Genomic DNA, 21,446 nt, shown 5'->3' with positions numbered 1-21,446 from the left:
TGCGGGCGACGACTGCCCGCGGGCGCGCCGTGGGGCGCTACTCCCAGTTCTTGCCCGTCATCAGGTTGTAGGCGGGGTCCTTGGCGCCATCTGCCTTGAGCTGGAGACTCACCGGATTGCTGATGAGCTCGCCCTTGGCCCCCGTGAAGACCTCGGTGACGGTGACCGAGTCCCTGAGAATCTGTGTCACCTTGCCGCCCTGGCGCCCCACGCGGGTGTTGCGCCGGACGATGTGGCCGCGCCCCAGGGGGTCCTCGACCATCGCCAGCGGGCTGGCGTCCCCCGTGACGACCGCCACCAGCTTGAGCTGGTCGAGGTCGAACACGCACAGGGGTTCGTTGCAGGCCCGTTCCGGTGCGTCACGCGCCACCGGCCCGAGCTCCTCCAGCGGACTGCGGAACGGATCCCGCTTGCCCACTGGACTGTATGTGTAGACGAAGGCATTCGCCGGCGTCGCCGACGCCTCGGTCTTCTGCTCCACCGGGGCCGGCGCGGGGGCGGCGGCCTTGCGAGGAGCGGGGGGCGGAGCCTTGGGCGTGTCCCCACAAGCAGACAGGGTCAGCGCCATCACCGCAGCAGTCATCGTGGACTTGAACGTCTTCATCCGCGTCATCCCTTGTCGCCCCAGATGCAGGGCGGATCAAGTTTCTATTTGCGCTTCTTCGGGGGCGACTCGACGCTCTTCTTCTCGACGAACCGGAACGTCGTCGCCAAGAAGCTGCTCTGAAGGACGACCTTCTCGTTCTTCAGGGTCGCGCCATCGAGCTTGATGTTGTTGACGTTCACGATGCGGCGCATGTTCGCCATCTCCTGCAGGAACATGGCGATCTCGTGGTAGTTGCCGCTCACCGTCATCTTGATGGGGATGCGCGCGAAGAACTCGGTCCCGTTGATGAACTCCTTGCCGGGCTCCACGCGGGCGATCTCCAGGCCGGACTTCTTGCCGATGTCGTTGATCTGCGCGAGCAGTTCCTCCATGTCGCGCCGCTCCGGCAGCTCCGTGAGGGCCTCCGCCAGCTTCTGCTCCAGCACGTCCATCTCACGCCGGCGCTCGTTGAGGTTCTGGGCGATCTCGCTCTTCTCCGCGAGCTCCAGGTCCAGCTTCCGGCGGTCCGCGTTGCGGCGGGCGATGTTCTCTTCCGTGGGCTGGATGGCCATGAAGAAGTTGGCCACCGTTAGCATGACGACGAGCGCCGCGAGCCCGCCGAACTTCGCCGCGGGAGGGGCCTTCGCCAGTTGATCCAGGTATTTTTCCATGACAGGGGTCCTTCGCCGCCAATCAGATGGCGTAGTTGGCGGTGAGGGTGAGCTTGAATTCGACGAACGACGCCGCGCCCGCGGTCGAGCCCGGGCCCGACGGCTTGGTCTGCACGGCGTTGGTCAGCTCGATGTTGCCGAAGAACGGCTTGATCTCGCTCGCGGAGAACTCCTCCACGCTGGCGGTCTCCGTGTTGAAGAGCTCCACGCGCGACGTCTTGGTGTTGCGGCCCTGGTCCACCAGGCGCCCCATGCCCTTGGGCGTCCACACCATTCCGCCCAGGCCGCGCATCAGCTCCGCGACCTCGTCGTGGCTGACGGCCGAGCCGTCGATGGTGACCTTGTTGGCGGCCTCCACGAAGTTCTTCAGCCAGACCTTCTTGGGCGTGGCCGAGGACAGCGCGTCCAGCATGCGCACCGGGCCGCTGCGCCCCTTGCGCAGCGTGTCCAGCACCGCGAGCTTCTTCTCTACTTCCGTCTTGCGGGCGTTGATGTTGGTCACCTCGCCGATGACCTTCTCCAGCTCCGCGATCTTCGCGCGCGTCTGGACGATGCCCTGGTTGGCCTTCTGCAGTTCGCCGTCGCGGTCCGCGTACCAGAAGTAGTTACCCACCACCGCGGCGATCAGGACCGCGGCGTAGAGGGCCAGGATCTGCCGGCCCATCTCCCGCTTCTTCACCGCCCGGACGGGCAGCAGGTTGATTCGAATCATCATGTGCGTGAGTTCCTCGTGGCCAGAGCGGTATCAACCCAGCTTGTCGCCCGGGCGCCGGAGCGCCAGTCCCACTGCCACCGCGGCCATGGGCGCCACGTCCATGATGAACGCGGGGTCGAACTTGCGGTTGTCCACTTCAATCTTCCGGAACGGGTTGAGGATCTCCACCGGCACGCCGGTCCGAGCCTCGATGGTCTTGAACAGGGCGGGAATCTTCGCGGTGCCGCCGGACAGGTAGACCTTGGTGAAGTTCGAGTCCGCGGCGGTGCCCGCGTAGAAGTCCAGCGAGCGCTGGATTTCACCTGCCACCTGCTCCGCGACGCTGGAGAGCACGCGCTCCACGTCCTGGGGAACGACGGCGTCCGCGTCCGCGCGGTTGCCGCCGATCTTCAGCGCCTCCGCCTCCTCGTAGGAGACGTTGAGCTGCTTCTGGATCTCTTCGGTGAACTGGTTGCCGCCGATGGTCACGTCACGGGTGAAGACGGTGACGCCGTTGGCGATGATGTTGATGTTCACCACGGAGGCGCCGGCGTTGATGAGGACGACGGTCTCCTTGTCCGGCAGCTCGTAGTTCGTGGAGAACATGTTCTGGACGGCGAACGCGTCCACGTCCACCACCACCGGCGCGAGGCCCGCCTCGGAGACCACGGTGGTGTAGTCGTTGATCATGTCCTTCTTGGCGGCGACCAGGAGCACGTCCATCTGACCGGTGGCGTCGTTGCCGCCGCCGTCGAGGATCTGCGTGTCGATGTTCACGTCCTTCACGTCGAAGGGGATGTACTGCTCCGCCTCCCACTGGATGCTCTCCTCGAGCTCTTCCTGGCTCATGCGGGGCATCTGGATCTTCTTGATGATGACCGAGTGGCCGGACACGCCGATGGCGACGTCCTTGCCCTTGACCTTCAGTTCGGACATCAGCTCCTGGACGGCCTGGACGATGGCCGTGGAGTTCATCAGCGCGCCGTCCACGATGGCTTCAGGAGGCAGCGGCTTCATTCCGAAGCTCTGGAGCGCGTAGCCGACCTCGCCGCGCTTGCGCTGCTCCTTGAGCATGATCATCTTGATCGACGTCGACCCGATATCCAGCCCGAGTGCCAGTTTGCCCTTCGCCATGCGTAACTCCATCGGAGAGGCGGCCAGCGTAGCACCGGCTTTATGCCCCTCCTAAAAAGTGCGTGGCGCCCGGCCGCCCTGCGGACGGGAGGGCACCGTGAAAGCCAGCCACGACCGCGCCCCCGACCCACCTTCGCGGAGGCCCGATTTTCCGGCCCCGGCGGCGTTCCGTCAAATGGCGCCGGAGGATTCCTGAAGGGTCGGCAGCTGGGCGTCTCCCCTGCCCTCAGGTCCGGGCGCCCTCCGCGTCCGGGTCGATGCCGTACTCCTTGATCTTGTACAGGAGCGCCCGGTGGCTGATGTCCAGCACCTCCGCAGCCCGGGTGCGGTTGCCCTTCGTGCGCCGCAGCGCCGCCCGGATGTAGGACTCCTCCAGTTCCCGGATGGCTCGCTTGAGCGACAGGTCACCACCAGCCTGTAGCGGCGGGGCCATCCCGGCCGGAGCGGGTGCGGAAGCCGCCCACAGCTTCTCCGGCAGGCTGCCGGGCGCGATGTGCGTGCCCTCCGCGAGCAGCACCGCGCGCTCCATGGCGTTCTCCAGCTCGCGCACGTTGCCGGGCCAGGCGTAGGCCGTCATCAGGGCCTCCGCTTCCGGGGTGAAGCCCTCCACCGGTGGATCACGGTTGAGCTCGCGGTTGAAGCGGTGGAGGAAGGTCCGGGCGAGCAGCGGGATGTCCTCGCGGCGCTCCCGCAGGGGCGGCAGGGTGAGGTTCACCACGTTGAGGCGGTAGTAGAGGTCCTCGCGGAAGTCGCCCTTCTCCACCAGCTTGCCCAGGTCGCGCAGCGTGGCGGCCACCACGCGCACGTCCACGCGCTCCACGCGGCTTTCGCCCACCGGGCGGATCTCCCCCTCCTGCAGCACGCGCAAGAGCTTCACCTGCGCGCCCAGGGGCAGCTCCCCCACCTCGTCCAGGAAGAGCGTGCCGCCGTCGGCCTCCGCGAACAGGCCCCGTCTGGCGGTGCGCGCGTCGGTGAAGGCGCCCTTCGCGTGGCCGAACAGCTCGCTCTCCAGCAGGCCGTGGGGGATGGCGCCGCAGTTGACGGCGACGAAGGGCATGGCGGCGCGGCGGCTCTGGCCGTGCAGCTCGCGCGCGATGAGCTCCTTGCCGGTGCCGCTCTCCCCGGAGATGAGCACCGTGGTGTCCACGGGCGCCACGCGCGCCACCTGCTTGAGCACCGCCTGGAGCGCGGCGCTCTGCCCCAGGATGTGCCCCCCGGACGCGCCGGGCAGCTGCGCTTCATGCAGCCGGCGGTTCTCACGGACCAGCCGCTCGCGCTCCTCCGCCTTGCGCAGGACGAGGACGAGCTCCTCCGGCTTGAAGGGCTTCTGGACGTAGTCGTAGGCGCCCGCCTGCACCGCCTCCAGCGCCTGCTCCTGGGAGCCGTACGCGCTCATCACCACCACGGTGAGGCCGGGCTGCTCCGCGAGCGCGGCCTTGAGCACCGACAGCCCGTCGCGCTTGGGCATGCGCACGTCCGTCACCAGGACGTCGTAGGTGCGCGTGGACAGCTCGCGCAGGGCTTCATCCCCGTCCGCGACGGCGCGCACCTCGTAGCCCTTGTCGGTGAGCACCAGGGTGAGGATGTGGCGGATGGACGGCTCGTCGTCGGCGACGAGGACGGTGCGGAAGAGGGGCATGGGGGATGCCCATCATATGCCGTCCGGCCCCGCCGTCAGGCCGCTGGCAGCGACAACCGGAAGCACGCGCCGCCGCCCGTGCCTTCGAGCGCGTCCAGGCGGCCCCCCATGCCCTGGGCCAGGTTCAGCGACACCGCGAGTCCCAGCCCTGTCCCCTGCCGCCCCTTGGTGGTGAAGAACGGCTCGAAGAGGTGCGCGCGCACCTCCGGTGACAGCCCCGGGCCGCTGTCCCGCACCTCCACCACGACGAGCGCGTCCTCGCGCCGGGTGGAGACGCGCACGCGGCCCTCGCCCCCCATGGCCTGCGAGGCGTTGAGCAGCAGGTTGATGAGGATCTGCGACAGGGGGCCTGGATCCGCGCGGGCCAGCAGGCCGGGCGCCACCTCCAGGGTGACGTCCACCCGGTCCAATTCCGGCCCGGCGCGCACCAGCCGCACGCACGTCTCCACCACCTGCCCCACGTCCACCGGCCCGGGCTGGGGACTGGCCGGGCGGCCCAGGTCCAACAGCCCCCGCACGATGCGGTCGATGCGCAGGACCTCGTGGTCGATGCGCTCCAGGAAGTCCTTCAGCTCCGGCCCCTCCGCCCGCGTGCGCGCCAGGGAGAGGTAGCCCAGGATGCCCGCCAGCGGGTTGCCCACCTCGTGCGCCACGCCCGCGGCCAGCTTCCCCACGGTGGCCAGCCGCTCGGAGGCGACCAGCTCCGTCTGCGCCCGCGCGAGCCGGGCGTTCGCCTCGCGCAGCGCCTCCAGCTGCGCGCGCGTGAGGGCCTGCTCCTGGCGCAGCGCCTCCGCCATGCGCTTGAGCTCGCGCTGGATGCGCGACAGGAACGGCCCTCCCTGCCCGGAGAGCGGGACGTCCAGTTGCAGGCGGCCCAGCAGCTCCACGGACTTCTCCATGGCGCGCAGGGGACGGCCCACCGCCAGGTCCAGCACCCCGTAGGCCAGGAGGGTCAGCACCAGCAGGTCCAACCCCAGCGCCAGGGGCAGGAAGGCGCGGATCCGCGACAGGCCCTCCATGTCCAGCGACCCCGGCAGGGCCAGCCGGCGCGCCGTGTCCAGCAGCCGGATCAACACCGGTTGCAGCGTCAGCCACGACAGGCCCGTGGACAGCGAGCCCAGGAGGAAGGCCACGCTGGCGATGCGCCACTTCAAGCGGACACCGGCGCCGGGGCCTTCACCGGCTCGCCCCGAGCATCATCGCCACCTCCGGCGGCAGCACGTGCGCGATCACCGGCCCCAGGAGCATCAGCTCCAGCCCCGCCAGCGCCAGCCACGGGCCGAAGGGGATGTTGGTGGGTCCGGGGACCCACTCCTCCTCCTCGCCTGTTTCGTCCAGCGGCGAGTCCGGGATGGGCTGGAACAGCAGGCACCAGGGGACGAGCACCGCCCGCTTCCACAGCGGCAGGCCGGGCTTCGTGAAGTCCCACGTCATCGTGGACTCGGGCTCCTCCGCCTCGTCCGGGGCCTCCGCTTCCGGAGCGCCGCGCGGCCCCGCCCTTCCGGTGAGCGCCAGCAGCGTCACCCCCACGATGGAGCCCTGCAGCGACGCGAAGAAGAGGATGCCCAGGAGCGACTGCCAGCCCAGGAACGCGCCCAGGAGCGCGACGAGGAACTTGTCCCCGCCGCCCAGCGCCTCGCGCTTGAACGCGCGCCAGCCCACGTACTCCATCAGCCGGAAGCTCAGGAACCCCACCGCCGCGCCCAGCGCCGCCTGCCCCACGGCGTCCGCGCCCTGGGGGATGGCCAGCAGCACGCCCGCGGCGATGCCCGGCAGCGTCAGCGAGAACGGGAGGATCCAATGTTCCAGGTCGATGAAGGTGAGCGGCACCAGCAGGAAGACGAGCACCAGCGCGGGCACGAGCGCGTACGTCCAGTCAAAGCGCTTGAGGCACGCGAGGAACAGCAGGCCCGTGAGCAGCTCCACCAGGACGTAGCGCGGGGAGATGGGCATGCCGCAGCCCCGGCACTTCCCGCGCAGGCCCAGCCACGACAGCACGGGGATGTTCTCGTACCAGGAGAGCACGTGCCCGCACTTCGGGCAGCGGGAGCCGGGCCGCACGATGCTCAGCCCTTCGGGCACCCGCGCGATGACGACATTGAGGAAGGAGCCGAAACAGAGGCCGAGGACGAACAGGAAGAGGACAAAGAGGGGCTCGGCCCAGCCCGGCGCGTAGGTGAACGTCACGGAGCCCGGAATCCTACCTACCGCTTCTGGCGCTGGCGACTTCGCATTGGGGACGAAAACCGTCAGCGTCAGTGACAAAAATTGGCAGGCTCACGGGTGCGCCATCCCCTGCCTGGGCCGCCTGCCCTGGGAATCCCAGCGGTTGGGCGAAGTGTTCGGCCTGGCACTCTTCATGCTAAGAGTTCGCACGTCGTTCAACCCCCCTCTGCCTGCTGCGGAGTCCCCAAAAATGATGAACCGTCTCTTCCGGAAGAAGGGTGGCTTCACCCTCATCGAGCTGATGATCGTGGTCGCCATCATCGGCATCCTGGCCGCCATCGCCATCCCGAACTTCATCCGCTTCCAGGCGAAGTCCAAGCAGTCGGAGGCGAAGACGAACCTGAAGGCCATCTTCACGGCCCAGAAGGCGTACTTCGGTGAGAAGGACAAGTATCAGGTCGACTTCACGGTCATCGGTTTCGACCCCGAGGCCGGCAATCGCTACAGCTACGGTCTCGTTGCCACGTGCAACGAAGCCGTCAACGTGGCTGACCGCAAGACCAACGCGGTCACCGGCTGCATCGGCCAGGACCTGGCCAAGTTCACCACGGCCCCGACGGGTGTTGCGGCCCTGTCCGAAGTCGGCGTGCTGCCGGACGTGTCGGACTGCCCGAGCTGCTTCTTCAACGCCTCGGCGATCGGCAACGTCGACAACGATCCCGAAGGTGACACGTGGGGCATCACCTCTTCTCCTGTCGCCACGGACGTGACGCTCGCCGGGACCTGCGGCGTCGACACGACCACCACCCTGGCCGACAATGTCTCGGCGGGTGAGCCGACCAACGCGTTCAACGACGTGAGCTGCGGCGGTTAGTTCGCGGCACATTGTTTCGAGCCGGTCCCGCTCGCTTCATTTGATTCACGGAAGCAAGCGCGACATGGCACAATCGACGGGACGCCCGGGCATTTCGGGCGTCCCGTTGTCGTTTCGTGAGGCCATGCGAAAGCTGCCCCTTTTGCGATTCGTTCCGGGACTGCTGCTGGTAGCCCTCCTGTCAGCTCCTCCCATCCCCGCCCGCAGGCAGGGCGGAGGGCCCCTGCTCCCCCGCCCCGACCTGCTCAAGGTGCTCTTCACGGCGCAGAAGGGGCTGGTGACGGACTACTTCTGGATCCTCATGCTCAACCGCATCGGGACCGCGGTGAGGCCGGAGGAGTACCGCTACATCTCCGACTACGCGGAGCTGGTCACGACCCTGGATCCACGGTTCCGGCAGGCGTACCTCTACGGAGGAATCACGATTCCCGTCCACGCGGGCAAGGGCCGCTACCTCAACACCGAGGAGTCGACCGCCCTCTTGCGCAAGGGGGTGGCGAACGTCCCCCACGACCAGCCCCTCACCTTCCAGCTCGCCTACAACCTGATGTTCTTCGAGCGGAAGTACAAGGAAGCCGCAGACCTGGTCCAGGAGATGTCCCGCTGGGAGGGTGCCCCTGCCTATTTCGCCGCGCTCGCGACGCGGCTGTACGCGCAGTCCGGTGACTTCGACGCGAGCATGTCGTTGACTGTCGCCCTGCGCGACAGCGCGGAGGACGAAGAGACGCGCGCCTTCTACGAGCAGCGCATCCAGGAGATCCAGCAGGAGCGCATGCTCCGGGGCATCGACGCGGCCATTGCCCGCTACCAGGCCCGTGAGGGCCGTCTGCCCGACACGCTGGGCGCGCTGGTGACCGCGGGCGACCTGCGCCAGCTTCCCGCGGATCCGCTGGGCGGGGAGTTCTTCCTGGGTGAGGACGGCCGCGCCTATTCCAATGCCGCCCGGTTCCGTCTGGAGCTCATCCAGGATGAGCATGACGAAGCCGGAAAGCGCATCGTGCCCAAGCCCCGAACGACGAAGAGCCCATGACGACTCCCAACCCTGACGCTCCCCCCATCCTGGCCCAGGGGCTCGCCAAGACGTACAAGGTCGGCTTCTGGTTCAACCGCACCGTGCGCGCCCTGCAGTCGCTGGACCTCCAGGTGGGTGCCGGGCAGATCTACGGCCTGCTCGGCCCCAACGGCGCTGGCAAGTCCACCACCATCAAGATCCTGATGAACCTGGTGCGCCCCAGCAGCGGGGTCGCGCGCATCTTCGGCCAGCCGGTGGATGAGGCCTCCACCCGGCGGCTGGTGGGCTTCCTGCCGGAGAACCCCGCCCCGTACGAGTACCTCACCGGCCGGGAGTTCGTGACGCTGGCCGGACAGCTCTCGGGCCTGAGCGGCCAGGAGCTGGACGTGCGCGTCAAGGAGGTCCTGGGCGCGGTGGAGATGGCGGGCGCGGAGAAGCTGCAGATCCGCCGCTACTCCAAGGGCATGGTGCAGCGCGTGGCGCTGGCCCAGGCGCTGGTGAGCCGGCCGAAGCTGCTCATCCTGGACGAGCCGACGAGCGGCCTGGATCCGCTGGGCCGCCGGCAGATGCGCGACCTGATCCTCGCGGAGCGGGAGAAGGGCACCACGGTCCTCTTCTGCAGCCACATCATCCCGGACGTCGAGTCCCTGTGTGACCGGCTGGCGGTGCTGGTGGGCGGACGGCTGGTGCGCGAGGGCAGCGTGCGGGAGCTGGTGTCCGCGCAGGTGCCCACCGTGGAGGTCGTGGTGGAGGGGCTGGCGCCGGACGCGGTGAAGGGCCTGGGCATCCCGCTGGAGTCGCTCCAGGCGCTCGACGGGCGCGTGCTCTTGCAGGTGTCGGACGTGGACACCCAGCGGCTCTTGAGCGGCGTGCTGGGGGCCGGGGGCCGGGTGAACCAGGTGCAGCCGGCGCGGTTCTCGCTGGAGCAGCTGTTCATGAACGCGCTCAAGGAGTCCGGGCGCGCGTCCACCGTGGGCGGGGAGATCAATACATGAGCGCCTTCAGCGCGATGATGTGGAATGGCTTTCGCGAGGCGCGCCGCAACCGGGTGACGGTGGTGGTGGGTGTGTTCGCCGCGGTGGTGCTCTTCTCCTCCACGCTGGTGACGGAGGTCACGGTCACCACGTTCGACCGCGTGCTGACGGACTTCGGCCTGGGGATGATGAGCCTCATCCTCGTCTTCCTGGCGGTGTTCCTGTCCAGCAGCCTGCTCAGCCGTGAAATCGAGCGGCGCACCATCTTCCTGGTGGTGAGCAAGCCTGTCTCGCGCACCCAGTTCCTGCTGGCGCGGCTTGCGGGCACCATGCTGACGCTGGGCGTGCTGCTGGTGGCGATGACGCTCGTCTTCCTGCTTCAGCTGGTGATGTTCGGCGCGGACATTACCTCCACGCAGCTGCTGGCGAGCGCGGGCCTGTGGTTCGAGCTGCTCGTCATCAGCAGCGTGGGCCTCCTCTTCTCCAGCTTCGCGGGCCCCGCGGTGTCGGCCATCGCCACCACTGGCATGTACTTCACCGGCCACCTGACGAACGACCTGTACGCCATCGCCAGCCGCTCGGAGAGCGCGTTCGTCCAGGTCGTGGGCAAGACGCTCTATTACGTGCTGCCCAACCTGGAGCGGGTCAACTTCCGGCCGCAGGCCACGTACGCGCTGCCGGTGGAGGCCAGCACCTTCCTGTCCGGCGCGGCCTACAGCGTCGCCTGGGCGGGCGTGCTCATCGCCCTGGCGACGGTCATCTTCGAGCGGCGCGACTTCCGCTGACGTGAAGCACGGCGGCCCCGGGCTTCAGGCCCGGGGCGTCGGCTCGTCCAGCTCGTCGGTGAGGCCGTGCTTGGCCAGCCGGTAGCGGAAGGAGCGGAAGGACAGCCCCAGCAGCTCAGCAGCGCGCGTCTTCACCCCTTGCGCCTGCTTGAGCGCGGCCAGCAGGTGGCGCCGCTCGCTGTCGTCCAGGTAGCGCTCCAGGTTGAAGCCCGGCCCCATCGCGGGCTCGCCGGCCTCGCCGGAGCGGGCCTGGGGCTCCGCCTCGCCGCGCACCGTGGGCGGCAGCGTCGTGGGCCCCAGCAGGTCCGAGTCCGACAGCGTGGCCGCGCGCTCCACCATGTTCTGCAGCTGGCGCACGTTGCCCGGGAACGCGTAGCGCTCCATCAGGGCCAGCGTCTCCGGGGCGAAGCGCAGCGCCGGGCGGCCCAGCTCCTCCGACAGGCGCGCCAGGAAGTGGGTGGCCAGCGGGGGGATGTCGTCCGGGCGCTCGCGCAGGGCGGGCAGCTCCAGGGTGATGACGTTGAGCCGGTAGAAGAGGTCCTCGCGGAAGCGCCCCGCCTTCACCTCCGCCTCCAGCCGGCGGTTGGTGGCGGCGATGACGCGCGCGTGGAAGGGAATCTCCGCCGCGCTGCCCACGGGCTTCACCTTGCGCTCCTGCAACACGCGCAAGAGCTTCACCTGCGTGGACAGGGGCATCTCCCCCACTTCGTCCAGCATCACCGTGCCCTCGCCCGCGGACACCAGCAGGCCCGGACGCTCGTGCGTGGCGCCGGTGAAGGAGCCCTTCATGTGGCCGAACAGCTCGCTCTCCAGCACGCCCTCGTTGAGGGCGCCGCAGTTGAAGGGCAGGAAGGGCTGGGCGGCGCGCTGGCCGCGCAGGTGGATGGCCCGGGCCACCAGCTCCTTGCCGGTGCCGCTCTCCCCCGTCACCAGCACCGTGCTGCGCCCCGGGGCCACCTTCTCCACCAGGTGCCACAGCGCGCGCATGCGGGGGCTGTTTCCCACCATCAGCCCGCCCATGCCGGGCAGCAGCCGCTCCTTCAGCGTGCTGTTCTCCTGGCGCAGCGCGCGCTTCTCCAGCGCCTTGTGCACCAGCTGCCGCAGCTCCTCGTTGTCGAAGGGCTTGCAGATGTAGTCGTAGGCGCCCTCGCGCATGGCCTCCACCGCGGAGGTGGGGGTGCCGAAGGCGGTGATGAGCACCACCTCCGGCGGCTCCTTGCGCGAGCGGGCCGCCCGCAGCACGTCCAGCCCGCTGCCGCCGGGGCCCAGCTTCATGTCGGAGATGACCAGGTCCACGGAGTCCCGGGCCAGCACCTCGCAAGCGGCCGCCACCGCGGGCACGCTCGTCACCGCGTAGCCGTCCCGCACGAGCAGGATTTCGAGGTACTCGCGCATGGACAGCTCGTCGTCCACCACCAGCACATGGCCGCGCGGGCTGCCCTCATGGAGCGCGCTCACAGCGGCAGCCCCACCCGGAATTCGGTGCCTTCGGCCGGGTGCGACGTCACGCGGATGGTGCCGCCGTGCGCGTGGATGAGGGAGTGCGCGGTGGACAGGCCCAGCCCGGTGCCACCGCTCCGCGTGGTGAAGAACGGTTCGAACAGGTGTCCCATCATCTCCTCCGTGATGCTGCCGGCCGAGTCCCAGACCCGAATCTGCGCTTCATCGTCCGCCCGTGCCAGGGCCACGCGCACCGTGCCCCGCGCCCCCGCCGCCTGACAGCCGTTGCGCACCAGGTTGATGAGCACCTGGCGCAGCTGATCCGGATCCACCGGCGCCGTCAGCGGCTGGGGCACCCGCACCTCCAGGGTCACCTCGCGCGTGAGGGGGTCCGCGCGCAGCATGTCCACCGTCTCCGACACCAGCGTGTCCAGCGCCACCGGGCGGCGCTGCGGCTGGGGCGGGCGGGCGAAGCGCAGGAAGTCCTCCACCAGCCGCGCCAGCCGGTCCGACTCGCGCGTGAGGATGCCGGTGAGCCGCTGCACCACCGCGTCCTGCGACTGCTCCTGGGCCAGCAGCTGCGCGGAGCCGCGCATGGAGGCCAGCGGGTTGCGCAGCTCGTGCGCGAGCTGCGCGGAGAGCGTGCCCAGGCTGGCCAGCCGGTCCGTGCGCTTGAGGTCTTCCTCCATGCGCCGCAGGTCGGTGAGGTCCTGGAAGACGATGAGCAGCGCGCCCGCTTCACCCTCCAGGGGTGACACCGACAGGCCCAGCACCCGCTTGCCGCCCGGCGTCTGCACTCGCAGCTCGCCCCGGATGGAGCGCGGCGCCAGCGCGGACACGCCCGGCAGCAGCTTCTCCAGGGGCTGCCCCACGCACGCGAGGGCGTCCTCCTGGAGGATGCCGCTGCCCGCGGTGTTGAGGAAGGTGACGCGCCCGTGGACGTCGCAGGTGACGAGCCCCGACGGCATGGAGGACAGGATGAGCTGCTGGAGCCGCCCCAGCCGGCGCAGGTCCGCCTCGCTCTGGGACAGCGCGCCGCCGGTGGCGGACAGCTGGCGCGACAGGTAGCCGGACAGGACGGCGATGAGCACCAGCGCCAGCGCGTTGCTGCCCAGCACGAAGAGCACCCGCGAGGGCGACACCATGATGCTGCCCGCGGGCGTAGTGAGCCGCATCACCAGCATGAGCGCGGTGAAGGCGAACGTGGACACGGCCGCGGCCACCAGCGCGCCACGCCAGTCCAGCACCACCGCCGCGCCGATGACGGCCAGGCTGTAGAGGAACGTGAGCGGGGAGTCCGCGCCGCCGCTCAGGTAGACGAGCCCGGTGGCGATGAGCACGTCGCCCACCACCTGCACCGTGGCGTCCAGGCGCCCGGCCGTGCCCCGGCGCAGCCGCAGGCCCGTCACCACGGTGAGGAGGTAGGCGCCCGCGATGACCGCGAACGACAGCGAATCCGCGCGGCTGGGCTCCTGCGCGGGCTGGGTCATCAACCGCACCACCGTCACGACGAGCGACAGACTCGCCGCGACGGTGCGGAACAACACCAGCCACACCAGGCGCGAGCGCAGCCCCGGGGCCACGCTTCGCGCCGTGCTTCCCGACACCGCGTTACTTGATCGCGCCGGCAAGCGAGAAGATGGGCAGGTACATGGCGATGAGGAAGCCGCCGACCACGCCGCCGAGGAACACCATCAGGATGGGTTCAATCATCGACGTCAGGTTGCCGATGGCCGCGTCCACTTCGTCGTCGTAGAAGTCGGCGATCTTGTTGAGCATGGTGTCCATGGCGCCCGTCGCTTCACCGACGCCAATCATCTGCACCACCATGGAGGGGAACACCTTGGTCTCCAGCAGGGGGCCCGCGATGTTCTTGCCTTCGGAGATCTTCCCGCGCACGTAGTAGATGGCCTCTTCCACCGTGCGGTTGCCGGCCGTCTTCGCCGTCACGTCGAGCGCGTCCAGGATGGGCACGCCGGAGGAGATCATCGTGCCCAGCGTGCGCGTGAAGCGCGCCACGGCCACCTTGCGCAAGACGTCGCCGAACAGGGGCAGCTTGAGGAACGTCTTGTCCCAGAACTTGCGGCCCTTGGGCTGGCGGTAGGTCCAGGTGAAGGAGAAGACCAGCGCGGCGATGCCGACGACCGAGTGGAGGAAGTACGCCTGGGCGAACTTCGACATGTCCACGACGACCTGCGTGGGGCCAGGCAGCTGCGAACCGAAGTCCGCGAACATCTTCTCGAAGACGGGCGTCACCTTGAGGAGCAGCAGCGCCGTCACGCCGATGGCCACCAGGATGACCACCGACGGGTAGGTCATGGCGCCCTTGACCTTGGCCTTGAGCTTCTCGTTCTTCTCACGGTAGGCCGCGAGCCGGTTGAGGATGGTGTCGAGGATACCGCCCACCTCGCCCGCGGCGCACAGCTGCACGTAGAGCTCGTCGAAGACCTTGGGGTGCTCCTTCAGCGCGTCCGCGAAGGTGCTGCCCTGCTCCACCTTGCCCTTGATGGCGAACACCACCTTCTTGAAGGCGGGGTTGTCCATCTGGCTGGCGAGGATGTCCAAGCACTGCACCAGCGGCAGGCCCGCGTCGATCATCGTCGCGAACTGGCGGGTGAAGATGAGGATGTCCTTGCCCGTCACGCCGCCCATGCCGGGCAGGGTGATCTCCCCGTCGAGGGCGCTCTTCTTGCGCACCTTCGTCGGGTTGAGGCCCAGGGATTTCAGGCGCGCGTTGACGGCCTCGATGTCCGAGGCCTCCATCTCGCCCTTCTTGTTCTCCCCGCTCTTGGTCTTCGCCTCCCAGAGGAACTGGGCCGTGTTCTTCTTGGACGCTGTCGCCTTCTGCTGCACTGCCGGTGCTGCCATACCTGGACCTCCGGGGAGGGCGCGAGTCTAACCCGCGAAATTCACGACGGAAAACTAACGGGCACCCGCTCCCCCGGCCGGCCGCTGGGCTCCACCCTGCCCGGCGCCCGTCGCGAGGATGTTGCGCAGCTCTTCCGGGTCGGAAGAACGGCCGAAGGCCTCATCCTGGGAGATGAGCCGGCGCGCCAGAAGCGCGGCCAGCGCCTGGTTGAACGTCTGCATGCCGTACTTCGCCTGGCCCACCTGCATGGAGGAGTAGATCTGGTGGACCTTGTCCTCGCGGATGAGGTTCCGGATGGCGGGGTTGGGCACCATGACCTCCAGGGCCAGCACACGGCCCGGCCCACCGGCCTTGGCGACCAGCGACTGGCTCATCACGCCCTCCAGCACGAAGGACATCTGGGCGCGCACCTGGGGCTGCTGGTACGGCGGGAACACGTCCAGGATGCGGTTGATGGTCTGCACCGCGCTGTTGGTGTGCAGCGTCGCGTAGCAGATGTGGCCCGTCTCCGCGATGGTGAGCGCCGCTTCGATGGTCTCCAGGTCGCGCAACTCGCCGACGAGCACCACGTCCGGGTCCTGGCGCAGGATGTACTTGAGGGCCGTCTTGAAGTTGCGCGTGTCCGCACCGACCTCGCGCTGGTTGACCAGGCAGTTCTTGTGCGGGTGCAGGTACTCGATGGGGTCCTCGATGGTCATGATGTGCTCATGACGCTCGGTGTTGATCTTGTCGATCATCGAGGCCAGCGTGGTGGACTTGCCGGAGCCCGTGGGGCCCGTCACCAGGATGAGGCCGCGCGGCTTCTTCACCAGCTCCGCCACCACCGGCGGCAGGCCCAGCTCCTGGAACGTCAGGATCTTGAACGGAATGGTGCGGAACGCGCCGGCGACGGCGCCGCGCTGCATGAAGATGTTCGCGCGGAAGCGCGACAGGCCCTTCACGCCGAACGACAGGTCCAGCTCGTTCTCCTCCTCGAACTTGTGCTTCTGGGCGTCCGTGAGGATGGAGTAGCAGAGCTGCTTGGTCTCCACGGGCGTGAGCGGCGCCGTCTTGAGCGGGACGAGCTCACCGTCCACGCGCAGCTGCGGCGGCGAACCGGTGGTGATGTGGAGGTCGGAAGAGCCCTTCTCGACCATCGCCTTGAGGAGCTGGTGCAGGTTGGCCACGGATGCGTGTCCTGTCGGGGGAAAAGTGGTGGAGGAAGGGGGTGACTAGAAGCGGTCCGGCGCGGTGTTGCCCACGACCTCTTCGAGCGTCGTCATTCCGTCCATGAGCTTCTTGAGCGCGCTCATGCGCAGGCTGCTCATGCCCAGGCGGATGGCCTCCTGCTTGAGCTCCGCGGCGGAGGCGCCGTTGATGACCAGCTCCTTGAGGCCGTCCCAGAAGGGCATGACCTCGTAGATGGCCACGCGGCCTCGGTAGCCGCGGTCGTTGCAGTCGCGGCAGCCGACCTTCTCGTACATGGTGAAGGTGCCCATCTTGTCCGGCGGGATGCCCGCGTCGATGAGGGCCTGCTCGTCCACCTTCTCCGCGGGGCGCTTGCACGCGGGGCACAGCCGGCGCGCCAGACGCTGGGCGAGGATGAGGTTGAGCGACGCCGTCACGAGGAACGGCTCGATGCCCATGTTGAGCAGACGGCTGACCGTGCCCGGGGCGTCGTTGGTGTGCAGCGTGGAGAGCACCAGGTGGCCCGTGAGCGCCGCCTTCACGCCGATTTCCGCCGTCTCGAAGTCGCGGATCTCACCGATCATGATGATGTCCGGGTCCTGGCGGAGGAAGGAGCGCAGGCCGGCCGCGAAGTTCAGGCCGATGTCCTCGTGCATCTGCACCTGGTTGATGCCGGCGAAGTTGAACTCGACCGGGTCCTCCGCGGTGCAGATGTTGGTGCCCACGTCGTTGAGGCTGGAGAGCGCCGAGTACAGCGTCGTCGTCTTGCCGGAGCCCGTGGGGCCCGTCACCAGCACCATGCCGTAGGGCCGGTCGATGGCCTCCTTGAACCAGGCCAGGGGCGTCGCGTCGAAGCCCAGCTTGGTCATGTCCAGCTGCAGGTTGCTCTTGTCGAGCAAGCGCATCACGACCTTCTCGCCGAAGAGCGTGGGGCACACGCTCACGCGGAAGTCCATCTCCTTGCCGCCGCCGATCTTGATCTTGATGCGGCCGTCCTGCGGCAGGCGCCGTTCGGAGATGTCCAGCGACGCCATGATCTTCAGACGGCTGGTGATGGCGTTGCGCAGCTTCATGGGCGGGCGCATCACCTCGTACATCACGCCGTCGATGCGGAAGCGGACCCGGAAGTCCTTCTCGTACGGTTCGATGTGGATGTCGGACGCGCGCTTCTTGATGGCGTCCATGAGGATGAGGTTCACCAGCTTGACCACGGGCGCGTCATCCGCGGCCTTGGCCATCTCATCCACGTTCTCCTGCTCCTCCTTGGCGACCTCGATGTCGTCGCCCACGTCGCCGACGATGTCCTCCAGCGAGGGGCCCTTCTCCGCGTAGTAGCGCTCGATGGATTCGCGGATGGAGATTTCGGACGCGACGACGGCTTCGATGTTGTAGCCGGTGAGGAACTTCAGGTCGTCCACGGCGAAGATGTTGGACGGGTCGCACATGGCCACGATGAGGGAGGGCCCTGCGCGGTTGACCGGGATCACCAGGTGCTTCTCGGCCACTTCCTTGGGCACGAGCTTGATGATGTCCGGATCAATGTCGAAGTCCTTCAGGTTGATGGCCGGCACGCCGTACTGCTTCGACAGGAAGTCGGTGAGCTTCGACTCCTCGATGGCGCCCGTCTTGATGAGCGCCGTACCGATGCGCGCACCACTCTTCTGCTGCTCCTCCTGCGCCTTGCGGAGTTGCTGGACGGAGATGAGGTTCTCGCGCACCAGCAATTCACCGAGTCGACCGGACATTTCTGGGATGCCTCTTTGAGCGTGAGGAGGGAACAGCCAGAGCCCCGGCTGTCAGCGGGACCCGCGGGGGGAAGAGACCGTGCGACAGGGGCCTGAAGCCCTGGCACGGATCCTCCCGGATTAGAGGAAACCGATGCGCGGCCTGTCAAGGCGCCCTGGCGTGCTCCCTTGCTGTCCGGCGCCGCCTTTGCATCCGAGGCCGCCAGGGCGGCGCCGGAGCCTTGGGGTCCTACCCGTCGCCGCGGGCCACCACGGTGCGGGCGGCCTCCACGTCGCGTTTGATTTGACCCACCAGCTCCGCGGCGGAGCCGAAGCGCTGCTCGGGCCGCAGCCGCTCCAGGAACTGCACCCGCAGCTCCTGGCCGTAGAGATCGCCGGTGAAGTCCAGGAGGTGCGCCTCGATGGTGACCTCCGTGCCGCCAAAGGTGGGCTTGACGCCGATGTTCGCCGCCCCCGGCCGCCACGGGCCGCCCGCTTCCGCCTGGAGGCGCACGCGGATGGCGTACACGCCGGGTGCGGGCCGCAGCTCGTTCTGCGTGTCCACGTTGGCGGTGGGAAAGCCGATGGTGCGCCCCCGGCCCGCGCCGGAAACGACGGTGCCGTCCAGGTCGAACGGGCGGCCGAGCAGACGCCTGGCCGCGCCCACCCTGCCTTCCAGGATGTATTCACGGATCCGCGACGAGGACGCGACGACGCCGTCCACGTGCACCGGCTGCACGACGTGCACCTGGGCGCCCCGCCTGCCCGCGGCCTCGCGCAGCGAGGTGACGGTGCCGGCGCGCTGGGCGCCATAGGTGAAGTCGCTGCCCACGACGACGTGGCCCACGCCCAGGCTGTCGAAGAGGGCGGCCTCGAAGTCCTGGGGGGTGGAGCGCGCGTAGTCGCGGCTGAAGGGCTGCACCACCGCGTGGGCGAGGCCGCAGGCGGAGAGCAGCTCCAGCTTGCGCGGCAGGAGGGTGATGAGCTTGGGGGCCAGGTCCGGCTGGAGCACCTTGCCCGGGTGGGGCTGGAAGGTGAGCGCGTTCGCGGGGGCGTGGCGCAGCGCTTCGGCGAAGAGGGCCTGGTGGCCCACGTGCACGCCGTCGAAGTTGCCCAACGCGAGGGCCTGCCCCTGAAGCTGGCGGCCCGCCTCGGACACGGACTGGAAGACCTTCATGGCCCTTCCCTATAGCACCCCGCGCGCTTTTGCCCTGGCCAACCCACGCGGCTCCATGGTTAGAGGCGCCGCTCCCGCCATGCGCCCTGCCCTGCTCCCTGATCCGGTCGGCCTCAAGTTCGTCCCCCTGGAAGCGCCCCCGGACTGGGACGCGGAGTTCGGCTTCACGGGACCGCTGGAGCTGGAGATCGGCTCCGGCGCCGGCGGTCACGCGCTGGAGTACTGCCGCAGGAATCCCGGCGTGCGCTTCGTGGCCTTCGAGTGGCGCAAGAAGTACGCGCGCGACACGCAGATGCGCGGGGAGAAGGCGGGCCTGAAGAACCTGCGCGTCATCGAATCCGACGCGCGCTTCGTGGTGCCGCGCATCTTCGCGCCCGGGTCGCTGGACGTCATCCACCTGCAGTTCCCCGACCCGTGGTGGAAGCGCTCGCACGCCAAGCGGGCCGTCGTGCAGCCGGACTTCGCGAAGCTGATGCTGGGGCTGCTCAAGCCCGGCGGCCGCTTCGACATGCGCACCGACGTGCAGGACCGCGCGCTGGCCATGCTGGAGATCCTGGAGGGCGCGGGCTTCCACAACCCGCTGGGCGCGGGCGTGTTCCACCCGTACGACCCGGAGGAGGTGCCCTCCACCCGCGAGCGGCGCTACCTGTCGTCCGGAGAACCCGTCTACCGCGCACGGCTGGTGAAAGCCGCGCCCTAGCCGCTGGCCGGCGCCTGTTCGGCCCTGGACGCCCGGCGGTCCCGGTGTCCGCGGGTGCCCGCGAGGGCCCTTGGCAGCGCCCCTTCACCCGGAGGAGAATCCACCCATGGGGTTCCCGACCCGGGGGACACTCGCGACGTGGGCCACGACCGCATCCTGTTGGGGGTGGGCGCTTCATGCCGGAAGCCGAAAGGAAGCGGATGCCGGAGAGCGCGCGCAGGAGTGGACCCGCGAACGACTTCTCCGGGCGCACCGTGCTCATCGTGGACGATGATCCGGCGCAGGTGAAGCACGTGCGCGAGGGCCTGGCCCCGCACGGCTACGTGTTCAAGGAAGCGCTGGACGGGGCCCAGGCGCTGTCCGCCATCCGCGCGGGCCGGCCGGACCTCATCGTGATGGACGTGGAGATGCCGGGCCTGGGCGGCGTGGAGGTGTGCCGCATCGTCAAGGCGAACGCGGGCGAGGGCGGCTTCGGCTTCATCCCGGTCATCCTGATGACGGCGCGGCAGGCGGCGGGCAAGGTGGAGGGGCTGGAGCTGGGCGCGGACGACTACCTGGTGAAGCCCTTCGACATGCTGGAGCTGGGCGCGCGCGTGAAGTCCATGCTGCGGCTCAAGGCGCTGCAGGACGCACTCCTGGAGAAGAACCGCGAGCTGGAGTGGGCCAACCGGGAGCTGGACCGCCGCCGGCAGGAGCTGCTCGCGCTCAGCCGCACGGACGCGCTCACGGGGCTGTACAACCGGCGCTACTTCGAGGAGCGGCTGGGCGAGGAGTTCATGCGCTCGCGCCGGTACCGCTCCCCCCTGTCGCTGGTGATGCTGGACATCGACCACTTCAAGCGCATCAACGACACGTTCGGCCACCCCTTCGGGGACGAGGTGCTGCGCGCGGTGGCGCAGACGGCGCGCGCGACGCTCCGGGAGGTGGACCTGCTGGCCCGCTACGGCGGCGAGGAGTTCATCGCCCTGCTGCCGGAGGCCGCCCCCCAGGACGCGCTCCGGGCGTGCGAGCGGGTGCGCGAGGCCATCGAGCAGCTGGAGCTGACCTGGAAGACGCCGGACGGAATGTCGCAGGAGGTGAAGCTGACCGCGTCGCTGGGCGTGGCGACGGTGCCCGCGGACGACCTGCCCGGCACGGAGGCGCTGCTGCGCGCGGCGGACGCGAGCCTGTACTCAGCCAAGGGGACGGGCCGAAATCGCGTCCACCAGCACGCGGCGTGACACACCTCGCGCTTCCCCACGGCGGCGGTTTGACCTAAACCGGAGCCCCCATGCGCCCGCTCGCGACGACGACCTGGCTGCTGTTCGCCCTCTTCGCCCTGGGCGGCTGCAGCCGGCTCCAGCCGGACTCCCCCGTGGGGGCCTACCAGACGTTCCACCGGCACGTGCAGCGCGGAGAGCTGCCCAAGGCCTACGCGGTGTTGTCGCAACCGACCCAGCAGGTCCTGAAGACGCGGGCTCAGCAGGTGAGCGACGCGTCAGGGGGCATGGTGAAGCCAGAACCGCTCGCGTTGTTCTTCGCGAATGTTCCCGTGCCGCCGGATGTTCAGGAGGTTTCGCTGCTCCGTCAGGAGGGCGACGTGGCGACCTTGGTCGTGCGCTCGGCGGGAAGGTCGGGCGAGGTCCGGATGGTGAGGGAGCCATCCGGGTGGAAGGTGGACTTTTCAGCATCCCCCCAGCCGTGAGCCCGGGCATGCCCGGACCCCGCGCATCAGGTAACGTACAACCGTGAACGACAGGAAGACACGGCGGGTGCTCCCCGCAGTCGAAGTCATCCGGCGACCGGGCTCGACGCCCGGCAGCCCGGTGACTCCGTCCTCGACTGCCCCCACCCC

The 21,446-nt window shown here is 68.9% G+C and carries 20 protein-coding genes; 7 read left to right on the top strand and 13 right to left on the bottom strand.

Annotated features, from left to right (window positions below; translation table 11 throughout):
• Positions 1-37: 37 nt before the first annotated feature.
• The 7 genes from D7W81_RS07525 to D7W81_RS07495 all read right to left on the bottom strand — a co-directional run bounded on the left by D7W81_RS07525 (position 38) and on the right by D7W81_RS07495 (position 6,911).
• Positions 38-604, bottom strand: coding sequence for a pilus assembly protein PilP (locus D7W81_RS07525; protein ID WP_167508039.1), 567 nt, complete (start codon positions 602-604; stop codon positions 38-40).
• Between the two features lie 44 nt (positions 605-648).
• A complete protein-coding gene (locus D7W81_RS07520; protein WP_120554645.1) occupies positions 649-1,257 on the bottom strand; it encodes a type IV pilus inner membrane component PilO in 609 nt (202 codons plus the stop codon).
• Positions 1,258-1,279: 22 nt separating this feature from the next.
• The gene (locus D7W81_RS07515) at positions 1,280-1,972 is read right to left on the bottom strand and encodes a PilN domain-containing protein (RefSeq protein ID WP_120554644.1); all 693 of its coding nucleotides are present in this window, start codon (positions 1,970-1,972) and stop codon (positions 1,280-1,282) included.
• Positions 1,973-2,002: 30 nt separating this feature from the next.
• On the bottom strand, positions 2,003-3,085 hold the full coding sequence (gene pilM / locus D7W81_RS07510) for a type IV pilus assembly protein PilM (RefSeq protein WP_014399064.1): 1,083 nt from the start codon (positions 3,083-3,085) through the stop codon (positions 2,003-2,005).
• Between the two features lie 226 nt (positions 3,086-3,311).
• Entirely contained in the window at positions 3,312-4,724 is a 1,413-nt protein-coding gene (locus D7W81_RS07505; RefSeq protein ID WP_120554643.1) for a sigma-54-dependent transcriptional regulator, read from the bottom strand.
• Between the two features lie 35 nt (positions 4,725-4,759).
• The gene (locus tag D7W81_RS07500) at positions 4,760-5,878 is read right to left on the bottom strand and encodes a sensor histidine kinase (RefSeq protein ID WP_120554642.1); all 1,119 of its coding nucleotides are present in this window, start codon (positions 5,876-5,878) and stop codon (positions 4,760-4,762) included.
• 22 nt (positions 5,879-5,900) lie between these two features.
• A complete protein-coding gene (locus D7W81_RS07495) occupies positions 5,901-6,911 on the bottom strand; it encodes a prepilin peptidase (protein ID WP_120554641.1) in 1,011 nt (336 codons plus the stop codon).
• Positions 6,912-7,140: 229 nt separating this feature from the next.
• Between D7W81_RS07495 and D7W81_RS07490 the strand changes: the two genes are divergently transcribed.
• The 4 genes from D7W81_RS07490 to D7W81_RS07475 all read left to right on the top strand — a co-directional run bounded on the left by D7W81_RS07490 (position 7,141) and on the right by D7W81_RS07475 (position 10,535).
• Positions 7,141-7,764, top strand: a complete 624-nt coding sequence (locus D7W81_RS07490) for a type IV pilin protein (protein WP_120554640.1) — start codon at positions 7,141-7,143, stop codon at positions 7,762-7,764.
• A gap of 124 nt (positions 7,765-7,888) precedes the next feature.
• Positions 7,889-8,794 (top strand): pilus assembly protein PilG, encoded by a 906-nt coding sequence (locus tag D7W81_RS07485; protein ID WP_120554639.1) that lies wholly within the window; start codon positions 7,889-7,891, stop codon positions 8,792-8,794.
• A complete protein-coding gene (locus tag D7W81_RS07480; protein ID WP_120554638.1) occupies positions 8,791-9,771 on the top strand; it encodes an ABC transporter ATP-binding protein in 981 nt (326 codons plus the stop codon). Before D7W81_RS07485 ends, D7W81_RS07480 begins: the two co-directional genes overlap by 4 nt.
• Positions 9,768-10,535, top strand: coding sequence for an ABC transporter permease (locus D7W81_RS07475; protein ID WP_120554637.1), 768 nt, complete (start codon positions 9,768-9,770; stop codon positions 10,533-10,535). The genes D7W81_RS07480 and D7W81_RS07475 overlap by 4 nt, the downstream gene beginning before the upstream one ends.
• A 24-nt stretch (positions 10,536-10,559) precedes the next feature.
• Here the strand turns inward: D7W81_RS07475 and D7W81_RS07470 are convergent, their stop codons facing one another.
• The 6 genes from D7W81_RS07470 to D7W81_RS07445 form a co-directional block, all read right to left on the bottom strand.
• A complete protein-coding gene (locus tag D7W81_RS07470; protein ID WP_120554636.1) occupies positions 10,560-11,993 on the bottom strand; it encodes a sigma-54-dependent transcriptional regulator in 1,434 nt (477 codons plus the stop codon).
• Entirely contained in the window at positions 11,990-13,582 is a 1,593-nt protein-coding gene (locus tag D7W81_RS07465; protein ID WP_438503352.1) for a two-component system sensor histidine kinase NtrB, read from the bottom strand. The genes D7W81_RS07470 and D7W81_RS07465 overlap by 4 nt, the downstream gene beginning before the upstream one ends.
• A gap of 4 nt (positions 13,583-13,586) precedes the next feature.
• A complete protein-coding gene (gene pilC / locus D7W81_RS07460) occupies positions 13,587-14,843 on the bottom strand; it encodes a type IV pilus assembly protein PilC (RefSeq protein WP_120554635.1) in 1,257 nt (418 codons plus the stop codon).
• Positions 14,844-14,897: 54 nt separating this feature from the next.
• The gene (locus D7W81_RS07455; protein WP_120554634.1) at positions 14,898-16,010 is read right to left on the bottom strand and encodes a type IV pilus twitching motility protein PilT; all 1,113 of its coding nucleotides are present in this window, start codon (positions 16,008-16,010) and stop codon (positions 14,898-14,900) included.
• A gap of 45 nt (positions 16,011-16,055) precedes the next feature.
• A complete protein-coding gene (pilB, locus tag D7W81_RS07450) occupies positions 16,056-17,756 on the bottom strand; it encodes a type IV-A pilus assembly ATPase PilB (RefSeq protein WP_120527973.1) in 1,701 nt (566 codons plus the stop codon).
• 229 nt (positions 17,757-17,985) lie between these two features.
• Complete coding sequence (locus tag D7W81_RS07445; RefSeq protein ID WP_120554633.1) at positions 17,986-18,912, bottom strand: bifunctional riboflavin kinase/FAD synthetase; 927 nt, start codon at positions 18,910-18,912, stop codon at positions 17,986-17,988.
• A 79-nt stretch (positions 18,913-18,991) separates the two neighbouring features.
• Between D7W81_RS07445 and trmB the strand changes: the two genes are divergently transcribed.
• The 3 genes from trmB to D7W81_RS07430 all read left to right on the top strand — a co-directional run bounded on the left by trmB (position 18,992) and on the right by D7W81_RS07430 (position 21,296).
• Positions 18,992-19,612 carry a tRNA (guanine(46)-N(7))-methyltransferase TrmB gene (gene trmB, locus D7W81_RS07440; RefSeq protein WP_120554632.1) on the top strand — a complete coding sequence of 207 codons (621 nt, stop codon included), beginning with the start codon at positions 18,992-18,994 and terminating at the stop codon, positions 19,610-19,612.
• A gap of 176 nt (positions 19,613-19,788) precedes the next feature.
• Entirely contained in the window at positions 19,789-20,832 is a 1,044-nt protein-coding gene (locus tag D7W81_RS07435; RefSeq protein WP_120554631.1) for a diguanylate cyclase, read from the top strand.
• 50 nt (positions 20,833-20,882) lie between these two features.
• On the top strand, positions 20,883-21,296 hold the full coding sequence (locus D7W81_RS07430; RefSeq protein ID WP_120554630.1) for a hypothetical protein: 414 nt from the start codon (positions 20,883-20,885) through the stop codon (positions 21,294-21,296).
• The last annotated feature ends 150 nt before the right edge of the window (positions 21,297-21,446 follow it).

Source organism: Corallococcus aberystwythensis, from assembly GCF_003612165.1.
Classification (GTDB): Bacteria; Myxococcota; Myxococcia; order Myxococcales; family Myxococcaceae; genus Corallococcus; species Corallococcus aberystwythensis.
The sequence above is the reverse complement of the archived record's forward strand: the minus strand, read 5'-3'. Positions and strand labels throughout refer to the sequence as shown.

What these genes read in the sequence shown, in the direction of transcription:
- D7W81_RS07525 (WP_167508039.1), bottom strand. Translation starts at nt 604, where the DNA reads ATGAAGACGTTCAAGTCCACGATGACTGCTGCGGTGATGGCGCTGACC.
- D7W81_RS07520 (WP_120554645.1), bottom strand. Translation starts at nt 1,257, where the DNA reads ATGGAAAAATACCTGGATCAACTGGCGAAGGCCCCTCCCGCGGCGAAG.
- D7W81_RS07515 (WP_120554644.1), bottom strand. Translation starts at nt 1,972, where the DNA reads ATGATGATTCGAATCAACCTGCTGCCCGTCCGGGCGGTGAAGAAGCGG.
- pilM (WP_014399064.1), bottom strand. Translation starts at nt 3,085, where the DNA reads ATGGCGAAGGGCAAACTGGCACTCGGGCTGGATATCGGGTCGACGTCG.
- D7W81_RS07505 (WP_120554643.1), bottom strand. Translation starts at nt 4,724, where the DNA reads ATGCCCCTCTTCCGCACCGTCCTCGTCGCCGACGACGAGCCGTCCATC.
- D7W81_RS07490 (WP_120554640.1), top strand. Translation starts at nt 7,141, where the DNA reads ATGATGAACCGTCTCTTCCGGAAGAAGGGTGGCTTCACCCTCATCGAG.
- D7W81_RS07485 (WP_120554639.1), top strand. Translation starts at nt 7,889, where the DNA reads ATGCGAAAGCTGCCCCTTTTGCGATTCGTTCCGGGACTGCTGCTGGTA.
- D7W81_RS07480 (WP_120554638.1), top strand. Translation starts at nt 8,791, where the DNA reads ATGACGACTCCCAACCCTGACGCTCCCCCCATCCTGGCCCAGGGGCTC.
- D7W81_RS07475 (WP_120554637.1), top strand. Translation starts at nt 9,768, where the DNA reads ATGAGCGCCTTCAGCGCGATGATGTGGAATGGCTTTCGCGAGGCGCGC.
- pilC (WP_120554635.1), bottom strand. Translation starts at nt 14,843, where the DNA reads ATGGCAGCACCGGCAGTGCAGCAGAAGGCGACAGCGTCCAAGAAGAAC.
- pilB (WP_120527973.1), bottom strand. Translation starts at nt 17,756, where the DNA reads ATGTCCGGTCGACTCGGTGAATTGCTGGTGCGCGAGAACCTCATCTCC.
- D7W81_RS07445 (WP_120554633.1), bottom strand. Translation starts at nt 18,912, where the DNA reads ATGAAGGTCTTCCAGTCCGTGTCCGAGGCGGGCCGCCAGCTTCAGGGG.
- trmB (WP_120554632.1), top strand. Translation starts at nt 18,992, where the DNA reads ATGCGCCCTGCCCTGCTCCCTGATCCGGTCGGCCTCAAGTTCGTCCCC.
- D7W81_RS07435 (WP_120554631.1), top strand. Translation starts at nt 19,789, where the DNA reads ATGCCGGAAGCCGAAAGGAAGCGGATGCCGGAGAGCGCGCGCAGGAGT.
- D7W81_RS07430 (WP_120554630.1), top strand. Translation starts at nt 20,883, where the DNA reads ATGCGCCCGCTCGCGACGACGACCTGGCTGCTGTTCGCCCTCTTCGCC.